The sequence below is a fragment of the Sphingomonas sp. LY29 genome, assembly GCF_035593985.1.
In the GTDB taxonomy this organism is placed as follows: Bacteria; Pseudomonadota; Alphaproteobacteria; order Sphingomonadales; family Sphingomonadaceae; genus Sphingomicrobium.
The window spans coordinates 2,362,204-2,382,453 of record NZ_CP141587.1; the positions used below are offsets into that span (position 1 = coordinate 2,362,204).

The following is a 20,250-nucleotide window of genomic DNA, read 5'->3' on the forward strand; positions in this document are numbered from 1 at the left end:
CTGCTCTCCACCATCCCGAATCGGGTGACCTTGATGCACCGGGCGGCTAGGGGGGAGCAAATGTGACGCAAACCGCAGGGGCCGATTGCCATGAAATTCTTTGCCGACACCGCCGAGATTGCTGACATCAAGGAATTGGCCGACATCGGCCTGCTCGACGGGGTAACTACCAACCCGTCGCTGATCAAGAAGTCGGGCCGCGACTTCATCGAAGTCGTCAAGGAAATTGCCGGCATCTGCCCGGGTCCGATTTCGGCCGAGGTCGTTGCACTCGACCATGACGGAATGATGCGCGAGGCAGAGACTCTCCGCCGGCTGGCCGACAACATCGCGATCAAGGTGCCGCTAACGGTCGATGGCCTCAAGACCTGCAAGGCGCTGAGCGACGACGGCACGATGGTCAACGTGACGCTTTGCTTCTCGGCCAATCAGGCGCTGCTGGCGGCGAAGTCGGGTGCGACTTTCATTTCTCCGTTCGTCGGACGTCACGACGATATCGGCTATCCGGGCATGGAGCTGATTTCCGACATCCGGATCATCTACGACAATTACGATTTCGCGACGCAGATTCTGGTCGCCAGCGTCCGCAGCCCGATTCACGTCCATGACTCGGCCAAGCTGGGTGCCGACGTGATGACCGCGCCACCCGCGATCATCAAGCAGATGTTCAAGCACCCGCTGACGGACAATGGCATCGCCGCCTTCCTGAAGGATTGGGAAGCGACCGGGCAGAAGATCGGCTGAGGGCGGATTATTAACCGTGTCGCGCTAGGCTGCGCGGCATGGGACAGTTGATTTCATTCGAGGAACGGGCCGTCGCGTCGCTGCGCGATCGCCTGGGTGCCGCCGAAAGCGCGAACGAAGATCTGATCGCCTTCGCGCGCGGCCATTCGGGCGCGACGGCCGCGATTCACGCTGCGGTGCTGTCGTTGATGGATGCCGACGACCTCGACGAACTGTTCGACGTGGTCACGTCGCAATGGCCGCGGATGCTGGGGCTCGACTCGGTCGGGATGGCCATCGTTGCGGACGGGCAGGGCTTTCGAGTCCACGGCGGCGGGATCGAGCATATCGAAGCGCGGATCGTCGATCGCGCGATCGCCAGCCTCGAACCGATTACAATGCGCACTGTTACGCGCGGCCATGCGCTGTTCGGCGCCGCGGCAGATGGCATCCGTTCCGAAGCGCTGCTTCAAATGGCGGCCGAAGCGCCGCTTCCTTATGGATTGCTGATGCTCGGACAGCGCGATGCAGCGTCGCTCGACGCGCGTCACGGCGCGCAATTGCTGGGATTCCTTGCCGACAGTCTTGGCGCTATGCTGCGTCGGTGGCTGATCGACCGCTAACCTTGTCGGAACACCCCGCGCGGGCACTGGCCCAGCGCTGGGACGGCTATCTGGCGCACGATCGCCGCCGCAGCCCCCATACCGTGCGCGCCTATGTCGCCACCGCGCATCGCTTCATCCAGTTTCTCGGCGAGTATCGCGGCGAAGAGATCGGGCGTTTCTCGCTGCTCAACGTTGCGGCGGTCGACCTTCGCGCCTTTTTGGCCGACCGACGCCAAAGCGGGCTGGGCGCCTCGTCGGCTGCGCGTGAGATGTCGGCAGTGCGCGCCTTCCTGACCTTCGCCGCCGAAGATGCCGGCAACGAACCGCAACTGCCAAGAACGCGAGCACCGAAGCGACCGAGGACCTTGCCGCGCCCTGCATCGCCGGAAGACGCCGTCGCCCTTGCCGAAGAGGCGGGGGCAGGGGCGCCGAATGATTGGCTTGCGGCCCGCGACACCGCGATTCTGCTCTTGCTCTACGGTGCTGGTCTTCGCGTTTCCGAAGCCATGAGCCTTACCGCGCGCGTGCTTCCGCTCGGCCAAGCGATGCGAGTGACTGGCAAGCGATCGAAGACGCGGATCGTCCCGCTCGTCCCCGCGGTGCGCGATGCGATTCAGGGCTATGCTGCGCTATGTCCCTATCCGCTGTCTGGCGATACGCCGATGTTCGTTGGGGCGAAGGGCGGGCCGCTCAACGCCGATCTGGTTCGCCGCGCGGTGCGTGGGGCGCGCTCGCGGTTGGGGCTTCCCGACAGCGTGACACCGCACGCCCTTCGCCATAGCTTCGCGACTCACCTGCTTGCGCGCGGCGCTGACTTGCGGTCGCTTCAGGAATTGCTGGGGCATGCCAGCCTGTCGTCAACCCAGATCTACACCGAGGTTGATGCGGGGCGCTTGCTCGACGTCTACCGTCACGCGCATCCGCGCGCCTGAGTTCAGGAATTCTTGTTTTCGCCGTCGTCGGCGTCGACCGGCATGTCGCGATGGGTCCACACGCGGTAGATGTAGCCCAGCACGAGCGCACCGAGGATTGCGCTGGAGGCCGGACCAAGCAGCTTGTCGATATCGGCATATTCCTCGCCGAGCTTATATCCCGCCGCCGCCAGGAGGGCGGTCCACCCTGCAGTGCCGAGCGTCGAGGCCCACAGGAAATTCTTGAATCGCATCTTGAGCAGGCCTGCCGGAATCGAGACGAGGCTGCGCACCGTAGGCAGCAGTCGGCCGATAAAGACGAAAAAGGTGCCATGGTCGGCAAACCAGCGTTCGGCGCGCTTCACCTCGGCCCAGTTCATCGTAATCCACCGACCCCAGCGACGAATGATCGGTTCGAGCCGCTGGATGCCGAGTGCGCGCGCGGCGAGATACCAAAGGATATTGCCCAGCATCGCGCCGGCGGTGCCCGCGGCGACAACCAGCCCATAATGAAGCTTGCCCTGGCCCGCCGCCACGCCCGCGATCGACATGATGATTTCGGACGGAATCGGCGGGAAGACCGTTTCCAGGAACATCAGGAAGGCAATGCCGAGATATCCGGTCTTGTCGATCAGATCGACGATCCAGTTGGTCATCGCGACGCGACTTTTCGTTCGATCGCGTCCCAGATCATGCCCGGCGTATCGCTCCCATCGAATTGGTCGATCGCGACGATCCCGGTGGGCGAGGTGACGTTGATTTCGGTGAGGTGTCCGCCGATCACGTCGATGCCGACGAACAGCAGGCCGCGCGCCTTCAACTCCGGCCCCAGCGCATCGCAGATTTCGCGCTCGCGATCGCTGAGCTGGGTCGCGTGGGCGGTACCGCCAGCGGCCAGGTTGGAGCGGATTTCGCCCGCACCTGGTTTGCGATTGATTGCGCCGGCAACCTCGCCGTCGACGAGGACGATGCGCTTGTCTCCCTCGGCCACGGCCGGAAGGAAGGCCTGCGCAATGTAGGGTTCGCGCCAAACCTGCCCGAACAGTTCGGCAAGCGCGGCGAGATTCTGTCCGTCGCGCCCGATCCGAAAGACGGCGGCGCCGGCATTGCCATGCAACGGCTTGAGGACGATCTCGCCATGCTTGGCGTGGAAGACCTTAAGATCGGACAGCGATCGCGTGATCAGCGTCGGCGGCATGAAGTGCGAGAAGTCGAGGACGAACAGCTTCTCCGGCGCGTCGCGGACCGAGCGAGGATCGTTCACGACCAGCGTCTGGTCCGCAATCCGTTCGAGCAGGTATGTCGCAGTGATGTAGCCGATGTCGAACGGCGGATCTTGGCGCATCAGCACCACGTCGACGTCGTCGACCAAATCGATGGCCGCCGGCTCGGCGGCGGTGAAGTGATTGCCCTGGACCGCCTGCACCGTTACCGCGCGGGCCAGCGCGGAGACGCGGCCGTCCTCATAGCCGAGGTCCTCGGCCAGATAGTGGTACAGGCGATGCCCGCGCGCTTGCGCCGACAGCATGAGGGCGAAGGTCGAATCGCCGGCAATGCCGATCGATTCGAGCGGATCCATCTGGACGGCGACACGAAGGCTCATGTCGGGCGCCTAAAAGAAGGGGCGGGATTTGTCACCCGTGCCAGACATTGGTCAGGTGGCGAGGCAGGCGACCGGGGACGATGAACAGCGCGTCGATCCTTATGGTGTCGTCCGCCTTCGCATATCGGGGCGCCAGCCGCTCGGCGGCGACCGCGACCCGCCTCAGCCGATGACGATCGAGCGACATGGCAGAAGCCTCCTCGCTTTGCCGTTGCTTGACCTCGACGAAGGCAAGCGTCCGTCCCCGCCGTGCAACCAGATCAACTTCGCCGCCCGGCACGCGCGCCCGCTGCGCCACGATGCGCCAGCCATGAAGCCGCAGCCACCATGCGGCGATGGTCTCGGCACGCCGACCGCGAGCCTCGGCGAGCCGTCGCCTCAGCCGTCTTGCCCAATTTCGAGGGCGCGGGCGTAAGCGCGCTTGCGTGGAATATTGAGCGACGTCGAAACCGCTGCCGCAGCCCGCGACGGCGTCATGCTGGCAAGAGCGTCGCGGAGCGCCTCATCCAGGTCGGCGTCGCTGGCTGCGGCACGCTCGGCGGGAGGACCAACGACGATGACGATCTCGCCCCGCGGCGGGCTCGATGCAAATCGCTGGGCAAGATCGCCGAGCGTGCCCGTCACCGTCTCCTCGTGGAGCTTGCTGATTTCACGGACCACCGCGGCATCGCGGTCGCCGAGGCCCTCGGCAAGCGCTGCGAGCGCGTCGGCGGTGCGCGGGCCGCTTTCGTAAAGCACCAGGCTGGCACGGATTGACGCCACGTCGGCAATCGCGTCGCTACGCGCCTTGGCCTTGGCCGGCAGGAAGCCGAGGAAGAGAAAGCGATCGGTCGGAAGGCCCGCCAAGGTGAGCGCGGCGACGGCGGCACAGGCGCCGGGGAGGGTGTGGACGTCGATCCCTGCCTCCCGCGCGGCGCGCACCAGCTTGTAGCCGGGATCGGAGATTAGCGGGGTTCCGGCATCGCTGACGAGCGCAATCGACTGGCCCGCCATTTCGGACACCAGGCGGTCGCGAAGCGCGGCATCGCTATGGTCGTGATAGACCGACATCGGCGCGGTGGCTCCAAGGTGGGCGAGAAGCTTCGCAGTCACGCGCCTATCTTCGGCAAGGATGCGATCGACGCCGCGCAGCACGTCGGCGGCGCGCGCGGTGATGTCGCCGAGATTGCCGATCGGCGTGGCGACGATGTAGAGGCCGGGGGACAAGGACGATTTCATAAAGGCAGGCCAACGCATGGCATCATCGCTGACGAACACGCAAGCGCGCCGCGCGATCCTGCTTGGCCTTGCCGGAGCGGCATTGGCGCTGGCGGGGTGCCAGACGGGTCGTCAAGGACCGCCACCGCCGTCCGGGCCGCTGCCCGGTCCGGTGCTGCCGCTTCCGCCGGGCGAGACGCCGAAGAATGGCGTCGCGGTGATCGTGCCGATCAGCGGGTCCGATGGTCCGGTGGGAACCTCGATCGCCAATGCTGCCCGGCTTGCGCTCGCCGAAACGGGGGACAAGACCATTCGGCTCAGCGTCTATGATAGCGCCGCGGCGGGCGGCGCGGCGGCGGCCGCGAACAGAGCGATCGCCGACGGCAACCGGCTAATCCTTGGACCCTTGCTGGCGGAGGACGTCCGCGCCGCCGCCCCGGTCGCCCGGCGCGCCGACGTGCCCGTGATCGCCTTCACCAATGATAGCAGCGCGGCGGGCAACGGTGTGTTCGTCATGGGCCTGTCGCCCGACCAGTCGATCAACCGCGCGGTCGCCTTTGCGCGGGGACGCGGGTCGGCGCGCTTCGCCGCGCTGGTGCCGACCGGGCTTTACGGGCAGCGCGCCGCGCAGGCGCTGTTGGGCGCAGTCCGGCGGCACGGTGGGTCAGTCGCCGCGATCGAGAATTTCAATCGCACGCCCGCCGCCGCTGGCGTTGCTGGGCGAAACCTTAACGCGCGCGGCGCATTCGACGCGGTCCTGATCGCCGACGCGGGCAGGGTCGCGGCCGCTGCCGGAGCAGCGGTCAAGGTCGGACCGCGGCGGATCGGAACCGAGCTTTGGGCCAACGACAAGACGCTGGGGCGGACGCCGGCGCTTCGCGGTGCCTGGTTTGCGGCCGCGCCCGATGTGCAATTCGATCGAATGGCGACTCGCTATCGCGCTCGTTACGGCAAGACGCCGTACCGACTGGCTAGCCTTGGATATGACGCGGTGCTCCTGGCGGTGCGGAGCGCGCGCGACTGGCCGATCGGTCGTCCGTTCCCTGCGCGAAAGCTGATCGAACGCGACGGCTTCGGCGGCGTCGACGGGTCGTTTCGCTTCGGTCGTAACGGCGTCGCGGAGCGCTTGCTCGAGGTTCGGCAGGTAACCGCGAACGGGTCGATCGTGGTGTCGCCAGCCTCCGCGGCGTTCTAGGCGGCGATCTGCGCGAGTACCGAATCGAGCAGCAGGCGCCCGGTCCGGGTCGTCCGCAGGATGGGGCCATCGGTCGCGAGCAAGCCGCGCGTGACCATGGCCTGCACCGCTTCTTCGTCCACCAATCGCTTCACACCAACGCGTCTGGCGAGGGCAGCGGGGTCGATGCCCTCGGCCAAACGCAGGCCCATGACAAGCGCTTCGTCCGCCGCTTCGCTAGGAGTCAGCATCGCCTCCTCGCTCAGTCCGTGCCCGTTGCGCGCGATCGCGGAGAGGAAGTTTTCCGGCTTGCGATGACGCACGGTGCGCTGGCCCAATCGCCGCCCATGCGCACCGGGACCCACGCCGGCGTAATCGAGGTAGCGCCAATAGGCGAGATTGTGCCGGCTCTCACGTCCGGGACGGGCGTGGTTCGAAATTTCGTAGGCGGGCAGGCCGGCGGCGGCGGTGCGATCCTGGGTGAGATCGAACAGGTCCGCGCCAAGGTCGGGATCGAGCGGATCGAACTCTCGGCGCGCAACCATCGAGGCAAAGCGCGTGCCGGGCTCGACCGTCAGCTGGTAGAGCGAAAGATGCTCGGTCCCGAGCGCGAGCGCGCGTTCGAGCGCCGCCGACCAGCGACGCTCATCGTCACCGGGGAGCGCATAGATGAGGTCGAAGCTGACACGGTTGACCGCTGACTGGGCAGCCTCAAGAGCGCGCTGCCCCTCCGAAGCGGAATGGGCGCGACCGAGGAACGCGAGGCTGGCGTCATCAAAGCTCTGAAGGCCAAGGCTGATCCGGTTCACGCCCGCTCGCGCCAGATCGGCGAACCGTTCGGCCTCGGCGCTGTTCGGATTTGCCTCCAGCGTGATCTCGATATCGTCGTCGGCGGGCCAATATCCTCGCGCTGCGCTGATCACTGCTTCCACCGTGGCCGGCGGCATCAGCGAGGGAGTGCCGCCGCCGAAAAAGATCGAAGTCAGGCGATGACCGGGGAGCAGCGCCGCTTCGTGAGCAAGGTCCCTCAACAGGGCGTCGCGCCAATGTTGCTGGTCGACGGACTCACGAACGTGACTGTTAAAGTCGCAATAGGGGCATTTCGAGACGCAAAACGGCCAGTGAACGTAGAGTGCGAGCGGGGGCGCTTGCGTTTGGCCCGCGTTAAGGCGGGCAAGGGTAGCGGTGGTGGCCATGATCGCGAAGCTCCTTACGGCGATGGCCGTCATCCTTCCAGCCGCCAGCGTCGCGGCCCCTCCGCATCGCATCGACATGCCCTGGGTCGACCGACGGCCCCAGCCGCGTGGAGCGGCCTTGCTGAAGGCCACGATGATGAAAGCACACAACGACGCACGGTCTGCGGTCGGGGCGGCGGCCCTGGTGTGGGATCCGGCGCTTGCGGCCGATGCGACCGTTTATGCCGCCGAGATGGCGCGCACCCGGGTGTTCCGCCATGACCCGCGTCCCGAACGGCGACGGCTGCAGGGTGAGAATATCTGGATGGGGACGCGCACCGGCTTTTCCTACGCGACGATGATCGGGCAGATGATCAACGAACGCCGCGACTTCCGCGCGGGCGCCTTCCCCAACGTCAGTCGAACGGGCAAATGGAGCGACGTCGGCCATTACAAGCAGGTCATCTGGCCGACGACGACGCGGGTAGGATGCGGGACCGCGGCGAACGCGACCGACGACTTTCTCGTCTGCCGCTACTCGCCGCGCGGGAACATGCCCGGAATCCAGCTGCCCTAGTCGATCGCGTCGACCAGCTTGGCAAAGGCATCGGCGCGGTGGCTGATGCGGTGCTTCTCGGCGGGGTCGATCTCGCCGAAGGTCCGGTACATGCCGGCCGCGACGAACATCGCGTCATAGCCGAAGCCATTGGTGCCACGCGGCGGCCAGACCAGCGTGCCGTGCACCTTGCCTTCGAAGCTTTCGACCGTCCCATCGGGCCAGGCGAGCGAGAGCGCGCAGACGAAATGCGCGTCATGGCCAGCGTCGGGTCCTTCGGCCTCGACCTCGTTCCACACCCGCTCCATCGCGCGCCCAAAGTCGCGATTGCCCGCCTCGTCCTCGGCCCAACGCGCCGAATGAATACCGGGGCGTCCGTGGAGTGCATCGACACTGAGGCCGCTGTCGTCAGCGAGCGCGGGAAGCCCCGTCAGATCGGCGGATGAGCGAGCCTTCAGCTCGGCATTGTCGACGAACGTGACGCCGGTTTCCTCGGGCTCGGGCAGGTCGAGCTCGGCCGCGCCGACGCATTCGATCCCGTGCGGCGCGAGCAGGTCGCGAATCTCGCGAAGCTTGCCTGCGTTATGGGTCGCGATGACCAGCTTGGGCCCGATTGCCTTCACCGGCCGGTCGCTTTCAGCTGGGCCGCGAAGATGTCCTTGCAGCCGATCTTGGCAAGGCGGAGCAGGCGGAGCAATGCTTCCTCGTCGAAGGTCGCACCCTCGGCGGTCAATTGCGCCTCGACGATGTTGCCGTCGCCGGTCAGCACGAAATTGCCGTCCGAATGCGCATTGCTGTCCTCGATATAATCCAAGTCGAGAACTGGCGTGCCGTCATGGATGCCGCAAGACACCGCCGCGACCTGCGTGGTGATCGGGTCGGTCGCAAGCGCGCCCGATGCCATCAGCTTGTCGATCGCGATGCGAAGCGCCACCCAGGCGCCCGAGATGGACGCCGTGCGGGTCCCGCCGTCCGCCTGGATGACGTCGCAATCGATCACGATCTGCCGCTCCCCAAGCGCCTTCAGATCAACGACCGCGCGGAGGCTGCGCCCGATCAGACGCTGGATTTCCTGGGTCCGGCCCGATTGCTTGCCCTTGGCGGCTTCACGATTTCCGCGAGTGTGGGTGGCGCGGGGCAGCATCCCATATTCAGCGGTCACCCAGCCGGAACCCTTGCCGCGAAGGAATGGCGGCACCTTTTCCTCGACGCTGGCAGTGACCAGCACGCGTGTATCGCCAAAGCTGACGAGGCAGGCGCCTTCGGCATGCTTGGTGAAGCCTGGCTCGAATGTCAGGTCGCGCATCTGGTCGGGGGTGCGGCCGCTGGGGCGCATATCATTCTCCGTGAAATGTTGGTTGGCAGCGCCTTAGGCCCGGCGGTTCCGTTTTCCAACCGCGACCCCTACATGGGCCAGCATGAGCGAGCCGATCGGCGATCTTTCCAACCGCATGCGCGACATCTTCCGGCTGGTGGTCGAGGCCTACCTCGATCGCGGTCAGCCGGTCGGGTCGAAGACGATCAGCCAGTCGCTGAGCCTGTCGCCCGCGTCGATCCGCGGGGTGATGCAGGCGCTGGAGGAGCGCGGCCTGCTGAGCCATCCGCATACGTCCGCGGGACGAATTCCGACCGAGACCGGGCTTCGCCTGTTCGTCGACGGGATCATGCACGGCGGTCTTCCGCCGGCACGCGAAAGGGCGGCAATCGAAGCGCAACTGACCGACCGACCCGTCGAGGAGGCCTTGGCGGCGGCGACGGCCACGCTGTCGGGCCTGTCGGCCTGCGCCGGTGTGGTGCTCGCGCCCAAGGCGGAGATCCGGCTGAAGCAACTGAGTTTCGTTCCGCTCGACGCTTCGCGCGCTCTCGCCGTGTTGGTCGGTGTCGACGGCAGCGTCGAGAACCGCGTCGTGCCACTGCCGCCTGGCGCCAGCGCTATTGGTCTGTCCGAAGTGGCCAATTACGTCACCGCTCGGCTGTCGGGGCTGACGCTGCCCGAAGCGGAAGCACGGCTGCGAACCGAAATGGCCGAACGGCGTGAAGCGGTCGACATCGTTGCAGCCGAACTGGTCGCGAAAGGCCTTGCGGACTGGAGCGAGGACCAGGCGCAGCGCCCGGTGCTGATCGTTCGCGGTCAGGCCAATCTGATCGACGAGGCGACCGCCGCCGACTTGGAACGCGTTCGCCGACTTCTCGATGAGTTGGAGGACCGGCAGGAAATCGCCCGCCTGCTCGACGCCGCGCGTGAAGGGCAGGGGTGCCGAATTTTCATCGGCAGCGAGAACCGGATGTTCGCTTTGTCGGGCTCCTCGGTCATCGCTGCCCCCTATCGTGGAAGCGACGGTCGCGTAGTCGGCGTGGTCGGGGTTATCGGCCCGACGCGATTGAACTATGCGCGGGTCGTCCCCATGGTGGATTTCACAGCCCAAGCCCTGACGAGATATATGAAATGATCGACGACAAGAATTTGCACGACGACGCCGAAGCGATCCGCGAAGAGACCGCCGCCGACGCCCCCGAACTGGCCGAGCATGATCGCGTGGCGGAACTCGAGCGCCAGCTGGAGGAAGCGAAGAACAAGGCGCTTTACGCCGCCGCCGACACGCAGAACGTCCGCCGTCGGCTCGAGGCCGAAAAGCAGCAGGCGTCGACATACGCCGTCACCGGTTTCGCCCGCGATATGCTCAGCGTTCGCGACCACCTCGACCGCGCTCTATCGCACGTACCCGAAGCGGCGCGCGCCGATGAGAAGCTGAAGAGCTTCGTCGAAGGCATCGAAACTACCTTACGCGAAATCGATTCCATCTTCGGCCGCAACGGCATCGAGCGTGTCGCCGCCAAGGGACTTCCGCTCGACCCGAACCGTCACCAGGCGATGATCGAGGTCGCGACCGACCAGGCCGAGCCCGGCACGATCGTCGAGGAAATGCAGTCGGGGTACGTCCTCAAGGACCGCCTGCTTCGCCCGGCCCTCGTGTCGGTGGCGAAGGCGGGTTAGCCCATATCGAAGGGCAGCAGGCTCCGGTCGGGAGCCTGCGCCAGTTTGAAGCCGCGATCGGCCATGAAGCGATGGCGGACCAGTTCCGCCTGCTGCTCGAGGCCGTAGCGTTCGAACCTGCGGCCTTCCTGGAGGGTGTAGCCGTAACGGCAAAAGGGATGCCGCATCAGCGGCAGGTACCAGCGGCCGCTTTTCTGTGTCTGCCAGACGTGCGTCATCTCATGGACGAACAGTCCCTGCAGGCTAAGCGGCGCGGTCGAAAAGTCGTCGCGATACAAGTCGCTGTCGGGGTGGAAATGAATGTTGCCGGTCGGCGCCATGACGATGCCGCGCGGCTGGAACGGCCACCACTTGCCGCGGACCATGCATACTTGGTCGTAGTCGATCGAATTGCCAAAGATGCTTCGGGCGAGTTCGACTTCGCCGGCTGTCAGGTTACGCGCCAAATTCATGGCCGCTACGTAGGGTCGCGAAGGGTGCTTGCCCAGTGGCGCGGGGGCGGCTAGGGCATCGCAAAATTCAACGGGAAGGAAATCCACATGAGCGAGACCGCCGATCGGGTAAAGAAGATCGTCGTCGAACATCTCGGCGTCGAAGCCGAGAAGGTCACCGAGGAAGCGAGCTTCATCGATGATCTGGGCGCGGACAGCCTCGACATTGTCGAGCTGGTGATGGCGTTCGAAGAAGAATTCGGTGTCGAAATTCCCGACGACGCCGCCGAGAAGATCGCCACCGTCAAGGACGCGATCGTCTACATCGACAGCAACAAGGGCTAATTCGCCCACCATACCGTCTGCCCTCAAGCCTGTCGAAGGGCGGTTTGCGCTTCGGCGCGACAGAGGGCGGAAACGGGGCTTCGACAGGCTCAGCCCGCAGGGGTCTTGAGCCTGTTTTGCTATTCGGAGGATGCCGATGCGGCGAGTGGTTGTAACGGGTCTTGGTTTGGTCACGCCGTTGGGCGCCGACGTCGAGACCGTCTGGTCGAACATTCTGGCGGGGAAGTCGGGCGCTGGCCCGATCACGCGCTTCGACGCCAGCGATCAGAAGTGCCGCATCGCCTGTGAGGTGAAGCCCGCCGACCACGAGTATGGCTTCGATCCCGACAAGCGCGTCGACCACAAGGTCCAGCGCCAGGTCGACCCGTTCATCGTCTATGGCATCGACGCTGCCGGACAGGCGATCGAGGACGCCGGCCTGACTGACATGACCGAGGAAGTGCGTTTGCGCGCGGGTTGCTCGATCGGGTCGGGAATCGGCGGCCTTCCGGGTATCGAAAAGGAATCGCTGGTTCTTGCCGAAAAGGGGCCGAGCCGGGTCTCGCCGCACTTTGTCCACGGACGGTTGATCAACCTCATCTCTGGCCAGGTCAGCATCAAGTACGGGCTGATGGGACCCAACCATGCCGTCGTGACGGCTTGCTCGACGGGAGCCCATTCGATCGGTGACGCGGCGCGGATGATCCGTGACGATGACGCCGACATCATGCTTGCGGGCGGCGCCGAGGCGACGATCTGCCCGATCGGTATCGCTGGATTCGCCCAGGCGCGCGCGCTGTCGACCGCGTTTAACGACCAGCCCGAAAAAGCCTCGCGACCCTATGACAAAGACCGTGACGGCTTCGTCATGGGCGAGGGCGCCGGCGTCGTCGTGCTGGAGGAATATGAGCACGCCAAGGCGCGCGGAGCGAAGATTTATGCTGAAGTGGTCGGCTACGGGCTCTCGGGCGATGCCTATCACGTGACCGCACCGCACCCCGAAGGATCGGGCGCGTTTCGCTCGATGGCGATGGCGCTTAAGAAGGCGGGCCTGTCGCCGGACGACATCGACTACATCAACGCGCATGGCACCTCGACCCCGCTCGGTGACGAGCTTGAGTTGGGTGCGGTTCGCAAGTTGTTCGGGGAAGCGATCGACAATGTGTCGATGAGTTCGACCAAGTCGGCGATCGGCCATCTTCTCGGCGGTGCAGGGGCCGTGGAAAGCATTTTCTGCATCCTCGCGCTGCGCGACCAGGTCGTGCCGCCGACGCTCAACCTCGACAATCCGAGCGAAGGCACGGCGGGTGTCGATCTCGTGCCGCACACCGCCAAGAAGCGCGAAGTGCGGGCAGTGCTCAACAACAGCTTCGGCTTTGGTGGGACCAACGCCAGCCTGGTGATGAAGAAGGTCGACTGACGCCGTGCTTCGGCGGCTCGCCTGGCTGATCGGCTTTGCGCTCGGCGCAGTGGCGGTCCTGACGTGGTTGTTGTGGTTCCGTGCCGGACCGACCGACAAGCCGCAGCCGCTGCTGGTCGAGCAGGGATCGTCGGTCGCCGCCGTTGCGAAGAAACTTGAGCAGGCGAAGCTGATCCGAGGCGATGCGACGACCTTCCGCGCCTTCGCAAAATTTCTTGGCGGCGGTGACCCTGTCCAAGCGGGCGAATTCGACATTCCTGCGGGGTCCAGCCCGGCGGCAATTCTCGACCTGCTGCAGCATGGGCGTCCCGTCCAGCGGCTCCTGACGATCCCGGAGGGAATGCCCGCGGTGCTGGTCCAGGAACGGCTGGCGGCGATGCCCTTCGCGACGGGTCCGGCGCCGCTTCCGGCGGAGGGGCGAGTTTTGCCCGACAGCTACACCTATGAACGTGGCGAAGCGCGGGCCGCCGTGCTCAAACGCATGACCGACGCGATGGACAAGGAACTGGCAGTCTTGTGGGCGAAGCGAAAGCCGGCCTGCCCCGTGAACACGCCGCAAGAGGCCGTGACGCTGGCATCAATCGTCGAAAAGGAAACGAGCAAGCCGTCCGAACGCCGCACGGTGGCCGGGGTGTACTGCAACCGGCTGAAGATCGGAATGAAGCTCGATGCCGACCCGACCGTCATCTACCCGATCACCAAGGGAAAGCCGCTCGGCCGACGGATCCTTCGGTCGGAGTTGAACTCGATTACCGGCTACAACACCTATCGCGAGGTGGGGCTGCCGGCGGGACCGATCGCCAATCCCGGGCGCGAGAGCATCGCGGCAGTCCTCGATCCCGCGCCGACGAAAGCTCTGTATTTCGTGGCAGACGGGACCGGCGGCCACGTGTTTGCGGACACCCTGCAACAGCACAATGCCAACGTCGCAAAATGGTACGCCCTGCGCCGGTCGCGCGGGGAAATGTGATCAGCCGGCGATGACCGAGGCAGGCACGTAACCGACGCGGCCGCTTGCCGCATATCCCCAGGCCCATCCGCGACTGCAGTCGAGCATCTGAAATTGTTCACCTGCGGCTAGTTCGCCCGCGACGGCAGAATCGTCCGCCCCATCCTCATACAGCGGCGTCGCGGTGGCGAGCGTACGGACGAGCGGCTCCGCATAATGCGAGGCGATCACCCGGCCAGCGAGCGAGGTATCGGCAAGATCCTTGCGGTAGGCATGCGTGGCGGGGTCGGGCAGGTCCGAGACGCCAGCCAGGGCGAAACCCTCAACCGTTGGCGAAAGCGGGTTCCTTGGACCGCTGGGCGATGATCCCACGGCCTTCGCCGCCATCGTCGGCGCGGACGTAACGTTTAAACCCTTCAAGGAAATCGGCCCCATTGTTGGTGCGCACGACGAACACGTTGCGACGGTCGTCCTGGTCACGTTCGCGGCGGAGATAGCCGAGGCCGCCCAATGTATTCAAGGCGCGTGTGACGACCGGCTTCGAAACGCCGAGCACTCGGGCCAGTCCGCGGACGGTGTGCGGCCCAGGGGTGAGATAGACCAGCATGAGCAATGCCATCTGGCGGTTGGTCAGGTCGGGCTCGCCTGAACGGACGTATCCGATCAGCGCGCGCATCCATCCTGTTAGCGAAGCCTCGCCCATTGGTCCGGAATCTCCAAATTCGCGTCTTGGCGGAGATAACCGAACAGGGGCCGTTTAGTTGCGTTAACCCGCGTTGATGACAGGAAATTTCCTACGAGTTTCGCCGGTCGATGCGGCTCCGTTACGCCTTGTATCGCGCTTCGAGCATCGCGAATGCGGCGCGTAAACCCAGCGCTTCTCCGCCTTTCGGGCGTCCGGGCCGGGGCACTGGCCGCCACGCGAAGGTGTCGAAATGAGCCCACGGAATTTCCGTCGGCACGAAGCGGCGGAGGAATAGGGCAGCGGTGACGGCTCCAGCCATCGGCGAATCCGCTGCGTTGGCGATGTCCGCCAGATCGGACTTCAACATCTCGTCGTATCCATCCCATAGCGGCATCCGCCAAAGGGGATCGTGAACGTCGCGCGCCGCTCTTTCGAGCGCGGCGGCCAAGGGATCATCGTTGGCGAACATCGCAGGCAAATCGGGACCGAGCGCCACGCGCGCGGCACCGGTCAGGGTCGCGAAGTCCAAGATGAGTTCGGGCTTCTCCTCCACCGCCCGCGTCAACGCATCGCTAAGCACGAGACGGCCCTCAGCGTCGGTATTGTCCACCTCGACCGTCAGGCCCTTGCGGCTGGTCAGCACGTCGCCGGGGCGGAAGGCATTGGCCGATACGCTGTTCTCAACCGCCGGGATCAGCAGGTGAAGGCGCACGGGTAGCCGCTCGCGCATCACGAGCCATGCCAGCGACAGGGCATGGGCGGCTCCACCCATGTCCTTCTTCATTAGGCGCATGCCGCTGGCCGGCTTGATGTCGAGGCCTCCGCTGTCGAAGCAGACGCCCTTGCCGACGATCGCGACGCGCGGTGAGTCTTCGCGTCCCCAGACCAGTTCGAGCAGGCGCGGCTGTCGGTCTCGGGCGGCGCCCTGGCCGACAGCTGCGATCATCGGATAGCCTTGATCGAGCGCGTCGCCCTTCGTGACAGTCGCGGCCGCGCCGAACTCGTCGGCCAGCGCGAGCAGCGCAGCCTCCAACTGTTCTGGTCCAAGGTCCGAGGCGGGCGTATCGACCCGGTCGCGCACCTGGGCGGTAGCGCTGGCGAGATTGACGTGGTGGTCCACCAGGGCCGCTTCGCCCGACAGCAGCACGGCGGCGCCGGAGTCCGGTCCCGGGCTCGTCTTGTACCGGTCGAAGCGATGCTGGGCGAGGAGCCAGCCGATGGCGGCGAGGCCGGGTTGGCCCTCGGCCAAGCGGTACGTGCCCTTAGGCAGGCTCCCGCCAGCCCGCGCAAGGCACCACGGAGTGAGGGATTTCGTCGATCGAACCGTGACGACCTCGAAATCTTCGCGCGCCACGGGAAGGATCGCGTACTGTCCCTCGGACTTCCCGTCGAAGCGCATGGCTTCGAGCAGCGCGCGTCGCTCGGGCGGCTGGCGCTTCAGCCAATCTTCGAACCCGGCCTTGTCGACAAGGTGGATCGTGCGCGCGGATTGTCCGCGGTCGGGCTGAAGCAGCGAGGCGAAGTCGGTCATGCCTCCGTCCTAGCGGGAGTGGGCAGTCCTCGACAATGCGCCTCGCTCAGTTCGCGAGCGCTCCGAACAGATCATGCTCATCGCTATCCTCGACCACGACCCGGACGATGTCTCCCGGTGACAGGTGCCCGGCATCGCGAAGATGGACTTCGCCGTCGATCTCGGGCGCGTCGGCCTTCGACCGTCCGGTCGCGCCGCCTTCGTCCGCATCGACCGCGTCGATCAGCACGTCGATCGTCCGTCCGACCTTTTCAGCGAGCTTCTCCGTCGAAATTTGCGCGGTGAGTTCCATGATCCGAGCGTAGCGCTCTTCCTTGACCTCTTCGGGCACCGGGTCGGGCAGGGCATTGGCGGCGGCGCCCTGGACGGGTTCGAAGCGGAAGGCGCCGACGCGGTCGAGGCGCGCCTCGGTCAGCCAGTCGAGCAGATACTGGAAGTCTTCCTCGGTCTCGCCCGGGAAGCCGACCACGAAGCTGGAGCGGATGGCGATGTCGGGGCACACCGAGCGCCAGCCGGCAATCCGCTCGAGCACGCGCGCCTCGTTGGCGGGACGGCGCATCGACTTCAGGATCTTCGGGCTGACATGCTGGAAGGGGATATCGAGGTAGGGCAGCACCAAGCCTTCGGCCATCAGCGGAATGACCGAGTCCACGTGTGGGTAGGGGTAGACGTAATGCAGTCGAACCCACGCGCCAAGCTTGCCTAGCTCCCGCGACAGGTCAGTCATGTGGGCGCGTACCTCGGTCGGCTCGCCGTTGCGCGGGCGCCACGGCCAGGAGCCGAACTTCATGTCGACACCGTAGGCCGAGGTGTCCTGGCTGATCACCAGCAATTCCTTCGTGCCCGCCGCGACGAGCTTCTCGGCTTCGCGCAGGATCGCATCGGGCCGGCGGCTGACGAGGTCGCCGCGGATCGACGGAATGATGCAGAAGGAGCAGCGGTGATTGCAGCCCTCCGAGATCTTCAGATAGCTGTAGTGGCGCGGGGTCAGCTTCAGCCCGGCTTCCGGCACCAGATCGAGATAGGGTGAGGGCACCGGCGGCGCCGCTTCGTGCACCGCTTCGACCACCGCTTCATATTGCTGCGGGCCGGTGATCGCGAGAACCGCCGGAAAGCGCTCGCGGATCAGGTCGGCGTCATTGCCCATACAGCCGGTGACGACCACTCGGCCGTTCTCGGCGATTGCCTCGCCGATCGCCTCGAGGCTCTCGGCCTTGGCGCTGTCGAGGAAGCCGCAGGTGTTGACCAGCACGACGTCGGCGCCGGCGTAATCGGGCGACAGCTCGTAGCCGTCGGCGCGAAGCTTCGTCAGGATTCGTTCGGAATCGACCAGCGCCTTGGGACAGCCGAGCGAGACCATGCCGACACGCGGCGGGGTGGGGAGAATGGTAGCCATGGGAAGCTGCCGCCCTTAGCGCGAGTTCGCGGCAAAAGCGAGGCGGCGCTTGGTCAGGCGGGTGCGACCCCGTCCTTGCCGAAGGTCGGGATGATCTCGATCACCCGGTCGCCTGTCTGAAGCGCCTTCGCGCCTTCCTCCCAGAAGCCGATCGGCTTGCCGTTTCGCCAGATCCGCAAGCCGACACCGACCGCGGCATCGGCCAGCGACTTGCCGACTTCAAAATGTTCGATCTCGCGCTCGTGGAGTCGGACGCGGCCGCTGGCCGAGGCGAGATCGGCCATATAGTCGGCGATTCCGTTCCCCTCGACCGACCCCGCCAGCAGCAGGCCGGCGAAGCTGGTCGGATTTATGACGCAATTGGCACCCGCTGCGCGTGCCGGAAATTCATTGTCCTCGGCCTTTACCGACACGGAGATGGGCAAGTCGGGCGAGAGGTGACGGGCCGTAAGGCAGATCAGGATCGACGTATCGTCGCGGCCCGCCGAGACGATGATCATCCGCGCCCGATCGATGCGCACCGACTGCATCGTCGTGTCCCGCGTCGCATCGGCCATGAGCACCGCGCACCCGCACGCCTCGGCCTTCGCCAGCGCGCCGGCTTGCGGGTCGATCACGACGATCCGCTTCGGATCGGTGCCGCGCTCGATCAGTTCGTCGACCGCTTCGGATCCGGTCGTGCCATATCCGGCAACGATGATGTGGTCGGAAAGCGCGTTCTGCAGTCGGGTCATGAGCCAACGGTCCCAGCTTTTCTTGATGACGAAGGTGTAGGCGGTGCCTGCAAGGATCAGGATGAGGAAAATCCGGATCGGGCTGACGATCAGCGCGTCGAACAGCCGCGCCCGGTCGCTGATCGGCACGATATCGCCGTAGCCGGTCGTGGTCGCGCTGATCATCGTGAAGTAGATAACGTCGACGAAGCTGACCTTGCCGTCGTAACTGTCCTTGAAGCTGTCACGCTCGAACCAGTGGACGGCGACGATCAGGCCCAGGAGCGCAAAGACGATTCCGATCCGGATCGCCAGTTGCGACCATGCCGATAGCGACGACCGGCGGTGCAGGAGCGGATGCGCCGGGTCGGACGACCATTTTTCCAGTCCCAACGTGCTTCCCTTTTCGACGGCTGCGACGGTGCAAGCCATGAGCTAGGCCAACTGTTCCGCCAAAGACAATCGGATTGCGCGCTGGCTTATGCCGGATTGCGCCGGTAAAGGCCGCTCGAACTCCAGCAGCACAGTGGTAAATGCGATGCGTATTGCGATGATCGGCACAGGATATGTGGGCCTGGTGTCGGGGACCTGCCTTGCCGATTTCGGGCACCACGTCATCTGCGTGGACAAGGATCCCGCCAAGATCGAGGCCCTTAACCGCGGCCAGATGCCGATCTGGGAACCCGGCCTCGAAGGCCTGGTGAAGGCCAATACTGCGCGTGGCCGCCTGTCGTTCACGGGTGACCTTGCCGAAGCGGTTAAGGATGCGGACGCGGTGTTCATCGCGGTGGGCACGCCGTCCCGCCGTGGCGATGGACACGCCGACCTCAGCTTCGTCTTTGCCGCAGTCGAGGAACTGGCGAAGACGCTCGACCGGCCGGTGGTTGTGGTTACCAAGTCGACTGTTCCCGTGGGCACGGGTGACCGCATCGCGGCGCTGCTCGCAGAACATGGGGCGCCTGATGGCTGTTCGGTCGCGTCCAATCCGGAATTCCTGCGCGAAGGTGCTGCGATCGCCGACTTCAAGCATCCCGACCGGATCCTCGTGGGCGCCGAGGACGAACGCGCCCGCGCGGTTCTCGCCGAAATCTATCGCCCGCTGTTCCTGAACAAGGCGCCGCTGCTGTTCACCAGTCGCCGCACCGCCGAACTCACCAAATATGCCGCCAACGCCTTCCTGGCGATGAAGATCAGCTTCATCAACGAGATGGCGGACCTGTGCGAAGCCGTTGGCGCGGACGTGCAGGATCTGGCTCGCGGGATCGGGCTCGACAATCGCATCGGTCCGAAATTCCTGCACGCCGGACCGGGGTATGGCGGAAGCTGCTTCCCCAAGGACACGCTTGCCCTTCTGCGCACCGCCGAGGAGGCGGGCGTCACGCAGCGGATCGTCTCAACGGTCGTGTCGGTCAACGACGATCGCAAGTCGGCCATGGCAGGGCGGGTCCGCGATGCACTCGGCGGCGACCTCCGCGGCAAGCGCATCGGCTTGCTGGGCCTGACGTTCAAACCAAACACCGATGACATGCGCGACGCCCCGTCGATCCCGCTTGCGGCTGGGCTCGTCGAAGGCGGCGCCGACGTGGTCGCCTTCGATCCCGTGGGTCGTGAGCAGGCCGAGCAGGTGATCAGCGGGATCAGCTTCGCGAACCGCGCCGAGGATGTCGCGGAAGGCGCGGATGCGCTTGTGGTCGTGACGGAGTGGGACGAATTTCGTGGGCTCGACCTTCGCAGCCTGGCGTCGACGATGCGCGGACGCGTCCTCGTCGATCTTCGCAATATCTTCGATCGGGCAGACGCCGAGAAGGCCGGTCTCGACTATCGCGGCATCGGCCGCGGCATGTCCGCCAAGTCCTAAGGAA

At 65.5% G+C, this 20,250-nt stretch carries 24 protein-coding genes; 11 read left to right on the plus strand and 13 right to left on the minus strand.

Going from position 1 to position 20,250, the window contains the following annotated elements; genetic code table 11:
• The first annotated feature begins 90 nt into the window (after window positions 1–90).
• Genes fsa through SH584_RS12105 form a run of 3 tightly spaced genes read left to right on the plus strand, consistent with a single transcriptional unit; the run spans window position 91 to window position 2,260 of the window.
• Window positions 91–744, plus strand: a complete 654-nt coding sequence (fsa, locus tag SH584_RS12095; protein WP_322840920.1) for a fructose-6-phosphate aldolase — start codon at window positions 91–93, stop codon at window positions 742–744.
• 38 nt (window positions 745–782) lie between these two features.
• Complete coding sequence (locus SH584_RS12100) at window positions 783–1,346, plus strand: DUF484 family protein (protein WP_324807394.1); 564 nt, start codon at window positions 783–785, stop codon at window positions 1,344–1,346.
• Window positions 1,328–2,260, plus strand: coding sequence for a tyrosine recombinase XerC (locus SH584_RS12105; protein ID WP_324807396.1), 933 nt, complete (start codon window positions 1,328–1,330; stop codon window positions 2,258–2,260). Before SH584_RS12100 ends, SH584_RS12105 begins: the two co-directional genes overlap by 19 nt.
• A gap of 2 nt (window positions 2,261–2,262) precedes the next feature.
• On the opposite strand, the gene SH584_RS12110 is transcribed toward SH584_RS12105, so the two are convergent.
• Genes SH584_RS12110 through rsmI form a run of 4 tightly spaced genes read right to left on the minus strand, consistent with a single transcriptional unit; the run spans window position 2,263 to window position 5,060 of the window.
• The gene (locus SH584_RS12110; RefSeq protein ID WP_324807398.1) at window positions 2,263–2,895 is read right to left on the minus strand and encodes a DedA family protein; all 633 of its coding nucleotides are present in this window, start codon (window positions 2,893–2,895) and stop codon (window positions 2,263–2,265) included.
• Window positions 2,892–3,842: a glutathione synthase gene (gene gshB, locus SH584_RS12115; protein WP_324807400.1), complete on the minus strand. Its 951-nt coding sequence runs from the start codon at window positions 3,840–3,842 to the stop codon at window positions 2,892–2,894. Before gshB ends, SH584_RS12110 begins: the two co-directional genes overlap by 4 nt.
• A gap of 31 nt (window positions 3,843–3,873) precedes the next feature.
• A complete protein-coding gene (locus tag SH584_RS12120) occupies window positions 3,874–4,224 on the minus strand; it encodes a YraN family protein (RefSeq protein ID WP_324809565.1) in 351 nt (116 codons plus the stop codon).
• Window positions 4,221–5,060, minus strand: a complete 840-nt coding sequence (gene rsmI, locus SH584_RS12125; RefSeq protein ID WP_324807402.1) for a 16S rRNA (cytidine(1402)-2'-O)-methyltransferase — start codon at window positions 5,058–5,060, stop codon at window positions 4,221–4,223. Before rsmI ends, SH584_RS12120 begins: the two co-directional genes overlap by 4 nt.
• 16 nt (window positions 5,061–5,076) lie before the next feature.
• Here rsmI and SH584_RS12130 point away from each other — a divergent pair, with 16 nt between their 5' ends.
• Entirely contained in the window at window positions 5,077–6,234 is a 1,158-nt protein-coding gene (locus SH584_RS12130; protein ID WP_324807404.1) for a penicillin-binding protein activator, read from the plus strand.
• Here SH584_RS12130 and hemW read toward each other — a convergent pair.
• On the minus strand, window positions 6,231–7,409 hold the full coding sequence (gene hemW, locus SH584_RS12135) for a radical SAM family heme chaperone HemW (protein ID WP_324807406.1): 1,179 nt from the start codon (window positions 7,407–7,409) through the stop codon (window positions 6,231–6,233). The genes SH584_RS12130 and hemW overlap by 4 nt on opposite strands.
• Here hemW and SH584_RS12140 point away from each other — a divergent pair.
• Entirely contained in the window at window positions 7,408–7,965 is a 558-nt protein-coding gene (locus SH584_RS12140) for a CAP domain-containing protein (protein WP_324807408.1), read from the plus strand. The genes hemW and SH584_RS12140 overlap by 2 nt on opposite strands.
• Here SH584_RS12140 and rdgB read toward each other — a convergent pair.
• Together rdgB and rph are read right to left on the minus strand one after the other, a co-directional pair.
• Window positions 7,962–8,567 (minus strand): RdgB/HAM1 family non-canonical purine NTP pyrophosphatase, encoded by a 606-nt coding sequence (gene rdgB, locus SH584_RS12145; protein WP_324807410.1) that lies wholly within the window; start codon window positions 8,565–8,567, stop codon window positions 7,962–7,964. The two genes, SH584_RS12140 and rdgB, sit on opposite strands and share 4 nt — an antisense overlap.
• Window positions 8,564–9,280 carry a ribonuclease PH gene (gene rph / locus SH584_RS12150; protein ID WP_324807412.1) on the minus strand — a complete coding sequence of 239 codons (717 nt, stop codon included), beginning with the start codon at window positions 9,278–9,280 and terminating at the stop codon, window positions 8,564–8,566. Before rph ends, rdgB begins: the two co-directional genes overlap by 4 nt.
• Window positions 9,281–9,362: 82 nt before the next feature.
• Here rph and hrcA point away from each other — a divergent pair, with 82 nt between their 5' ends.
• Window positions 9,363–10,394 (plus strand): heat-inducible transcriptional repressor HrcA, encoded by a 1,032-nt coding sequence (gene hrcA, locus SH584_RS12155; RefSeq protein ID WP_324807414.1) that lies wholly within the window; start codon window positions 9,363–9,365, stop codon window positions 10,392–10,394.
• Complete coding sequence (gene grpE, locus SH584_RS12160; RefSeq protein ID WP_322840909.1) at window positions 10,391–10,939, plus strand: nucleotide exchange factor GrpE; 549 nt, start codon at window positions 10,391–10,393, stop codon at window positions 10,937–10,939. Before hrcA ends, grpE begins: the two co-directional genes overlap by 4 nt.
• Here the strand turns inward: grpE and SH584_RS12165 are convergent.
• On the minus strand, window positions 10,936–11,391 hold the full coding sequence (locus SH584_RS12165) for a vgr related protein (protein ID WP_324807416.1): 456 nt from the start codon (window positions 11,389–11,391) through the stop codon (window positions 10,936–10,938). The genes grpE and SH584_RS12165 overlap by 4 nt on opposite strands.
• Window positions 11,392–11,478: 87 nt before the next feature.
• Here SH584_RS12165 and SH584_RS12170 point away from each other — a divergent pair, with 87 nt between their 5' ends.
• The 3 genes from SH584_RS12170 (at window position 11,479) to mltG (ending at window position 14,084) form a co-directional block, all read left to right on the plus strand.
• A complete protein-coding gene (locus tag SH584_RS12170; protein WP_322840907.1) occupies window positions 11,479–11,715 on the plus strand; it encodes an acyl carrier protein in 237 nt (78 codons plus the stop codon).
• 136 nt (window positions 11,716–11,851) lie between these two features.
• Window positions 11,852–13,114 (plus strand): beta-ketoacyl-ACP synthase II, encoded by a 1,263-nt coding sequence (fabF, locus tag SH584_RS12175; RefSeq protein ID WP_324807419.1) that lies wholly within the window; start codon window positions 11,852–11,854, stop codon window positions 13,112–13,114.
• Between the two features lie 4 nt (window positions 13,115–13,118).
• Window positions 13,119–14,084, plus strand: coding sequence for an endolytic transglycosylase MltG (mltG, locus tag SH584_RS12180; protein WP_322840905.1), 966 nt, complete (start codon window positions 13,119–13,121; stop codon window positions 14,082–14,084).
• On the opposite strand, the gene SH584_RS12185 is transcribed toward mltG, so the two are convergent.
• The 5 genes from SH584_RS12185 to SH584_RS12205 all read right to left on the minus strand — a co-directional run bounded on the left by SH584_RS12185 (window position 14,085) and on the right by SH584_RS12205 (window position 18,820).
• Window positions 14,085–14,450, minus strand: coding sequence for an SH3 domain-containing protein (locus SH584_RS12185; RefSeq protein ID WP_324807422.1), 366 nt, complete (start codon window positions 14,448–14,450; stop codon window positions 14,085–14,087).
• A complete protein-coding gene (locus SH584_RS12190; protein WP_416222257.1) occupies window positions 14,386–14,739 on the minus strand; it encodes a MarR family transcriptional regulator in 354 nt (117 codons plus the stop codon). The genes SH584_RS12185 and SH584_RS12190 overlap by 65 nt, the downstream gene beginning before the upstream one ends.
• A gap of 148 nt (window positions 14,740–14,887) precedes the next feature.
• Window positions 14,888–16,279 carry a leucyl aminopeptidase family protein gene (locus SH584_RS12195; RefSeq protein ID WP_324807426.1) on the minus strand — a complete coding sequence of 464 codons (1,392 nt, stop codon included), beginning with the start codon at window positions 16,277–16,279 and terminating at the stop codon, window positions 14,888–14,890.
• A gap of 46 nt (window positions 16,280–16,325) precedes the next feature.
• A complete protein-coding gene (rimO, locus tag SH584_RS12200; protein ID WP_324807428.1) occupies window positions 16,326–17,675 on the minus strand; it encodes a 30S ribosomal protein S12 methylthiotransferase RimO in 1,350 nt (449 codons plus the stop codon).
• A 53-nt stretch (window positions 17,676–17,728) separates the two neighbouring features.
• A complete protein-coding gene (locus tag SH584_RS12205) occupies window positions 17,729–18,820 on the minus strand; it encodes a potassium channel family protein (RefSeq protein WP_324807430.1) in 1,092 nt (363 codons plus the stop codon).
• Between the two features lie 106 nt (window positions 18,821–18,926).
• Between SH584_RS12205 and SH584_RS12210 the strand changes: the two genes are divergently transcribed.
• Window positions 18,927–20,246 (plus strand): UDP-glucose dehydrogenase family protein, encoded by a 1,320-nt coding sequence (locus tag SH584_RS12210; protein WP_324807432.1) that lies wholly within the window; start codon window positions 18,927–18,929, stop codon window positions 20,244–20,246.
• The last annotated feature ends 4 nt before the right edge of the window (window positions 20,247–20,250 follow it).

Coding starts and splice junctions, on each gene's coding strand:
- fsa (WP_322840920.1), top strand. CDS start 91: ATGAAATTCTTTGCCGACACCGCCGAGATTGCTGACATCAAGGAATTG.
- SH584_RS12100 (WP_324807394.1), top strand. CDS start 783: ATGGGACAGTTGATTTCATTCGAGGAACGGGCCGTCGCGTCGCTGCGC.
- SH584_RS12110 (WP_324807398.1), bottom strand. CDS start 2,895: ATGACCAACTGGATCGTCGATCTGATCGACAAGACCGGATATCTCGGC.
- gshB (WP_324807400.1), bottom strand. CDS start 3,842: ATGAGCCTTCGTGTCGCCGTCCAGATGGATCCGCTCGAATCGATCGGC.
- rsmI (WP_324807402.1), bottom strand. CDS start 5,060: ATGAAATCGTCCTTGTCCCCCGGCCTCTACATCGTCGCCACGCCGATC.
- SH584_RS12130 (WP_324807404.1), top strand. CDS start 5,077: ATGGCATCATCGCTGACGAACACGCAAGCGCGCCGCGCGATCCTGCTT.
- SH584_RS12140 (WP_324807408.1), top strand. CDS start 7,408: ATGATCGCGAAGCTCCTTACGGCGATGGCCGTCATCCTTCCAGCCGCC.
- hemW (WP_324807406.1), bottom strand. CDS start 7,409: ATGGCCACCACCGCTACCCTTGCCCGCCTTAACGCGGGCCAAACGCAA.
- rph (WP_324807412.1), bottom strand. CDS start 9,280: ATGCGCCCCAGCGGCCGCACCCCCGACCAGATGCGCGACCTGACATTC.
- hrcA (WP_324807414.1), top strand. CDS start 9,363: ATGAGCGAGCCGATCGGCGATCTTTCCAACCGCATGCGCGACATCTTC.
- grpE (WP_322840909.1), top strand. CDS start 10,391: ATGATCGACGACAAGAATTTGCACGACGACGCCGAAGCGATCCGCGAA.
- SH584_RS12165 (WP_324807416.1), bottom strand. CDS start 11,391: ATGAATTTGGCGCGTAACCTGACAGCCGGCGAAGTCGAACTCGCCCGA.
- SH584_RS12170 (WP_322840907.1), top strand. CDS start 11,479: ATGAGCGAGACCGCCGATCGGGTAAAGAAGATCGTCGTCGAACATCTC.
- fabF (WP_324807419.1), top strand. CDS start 11,852: ATGCGGCGAGTGGTTGTAACGGGTCTTGGTTTGGTCACGCCGTTGGGC.
- SH584_RS12185 (WP_324807422.1), bottom strand. CDS start 14,450: ATGGCGGCGAAGGCCGTGGGATCATCGCCCAGCGGTCCAAGGAACCCG.
- SH584_RS12190 (WP_416222257.1), bottom strand. CDS start 14,739: ATGCGCGCGCTGATCGGATACGTCCGTTCAGGCGAGCCCGACCTGACC.
- SH584_RS12195 (WP_324807426.1), bottom strand. CDS start 16,279: ATGACCGACTTCGCCTCGCTGCTTCAGCCCGACCGCGGACAATCCGCG.
- rimO (WP_324807428.1), bottom strand. CDS start 17,675: ATGGCTACCATTCTCCCCACCCCGCCGCGTGTCGGCATGGTCTCGCTC.
- SH584_RS12205 (WP_324807430.1), bottom strand. CDS start 18,820: ATGGCTTGCACCGTCGCAGCCGTCGAAAAGGGAAGCACGTTGGGACTG.
- SH584_RS12210 (WP_324807432.1), top strand. CDS start 18,927: ATGCGTATTGCGATGATCGGCACAGGATATGTGGGCCTGGTGTCGGGG.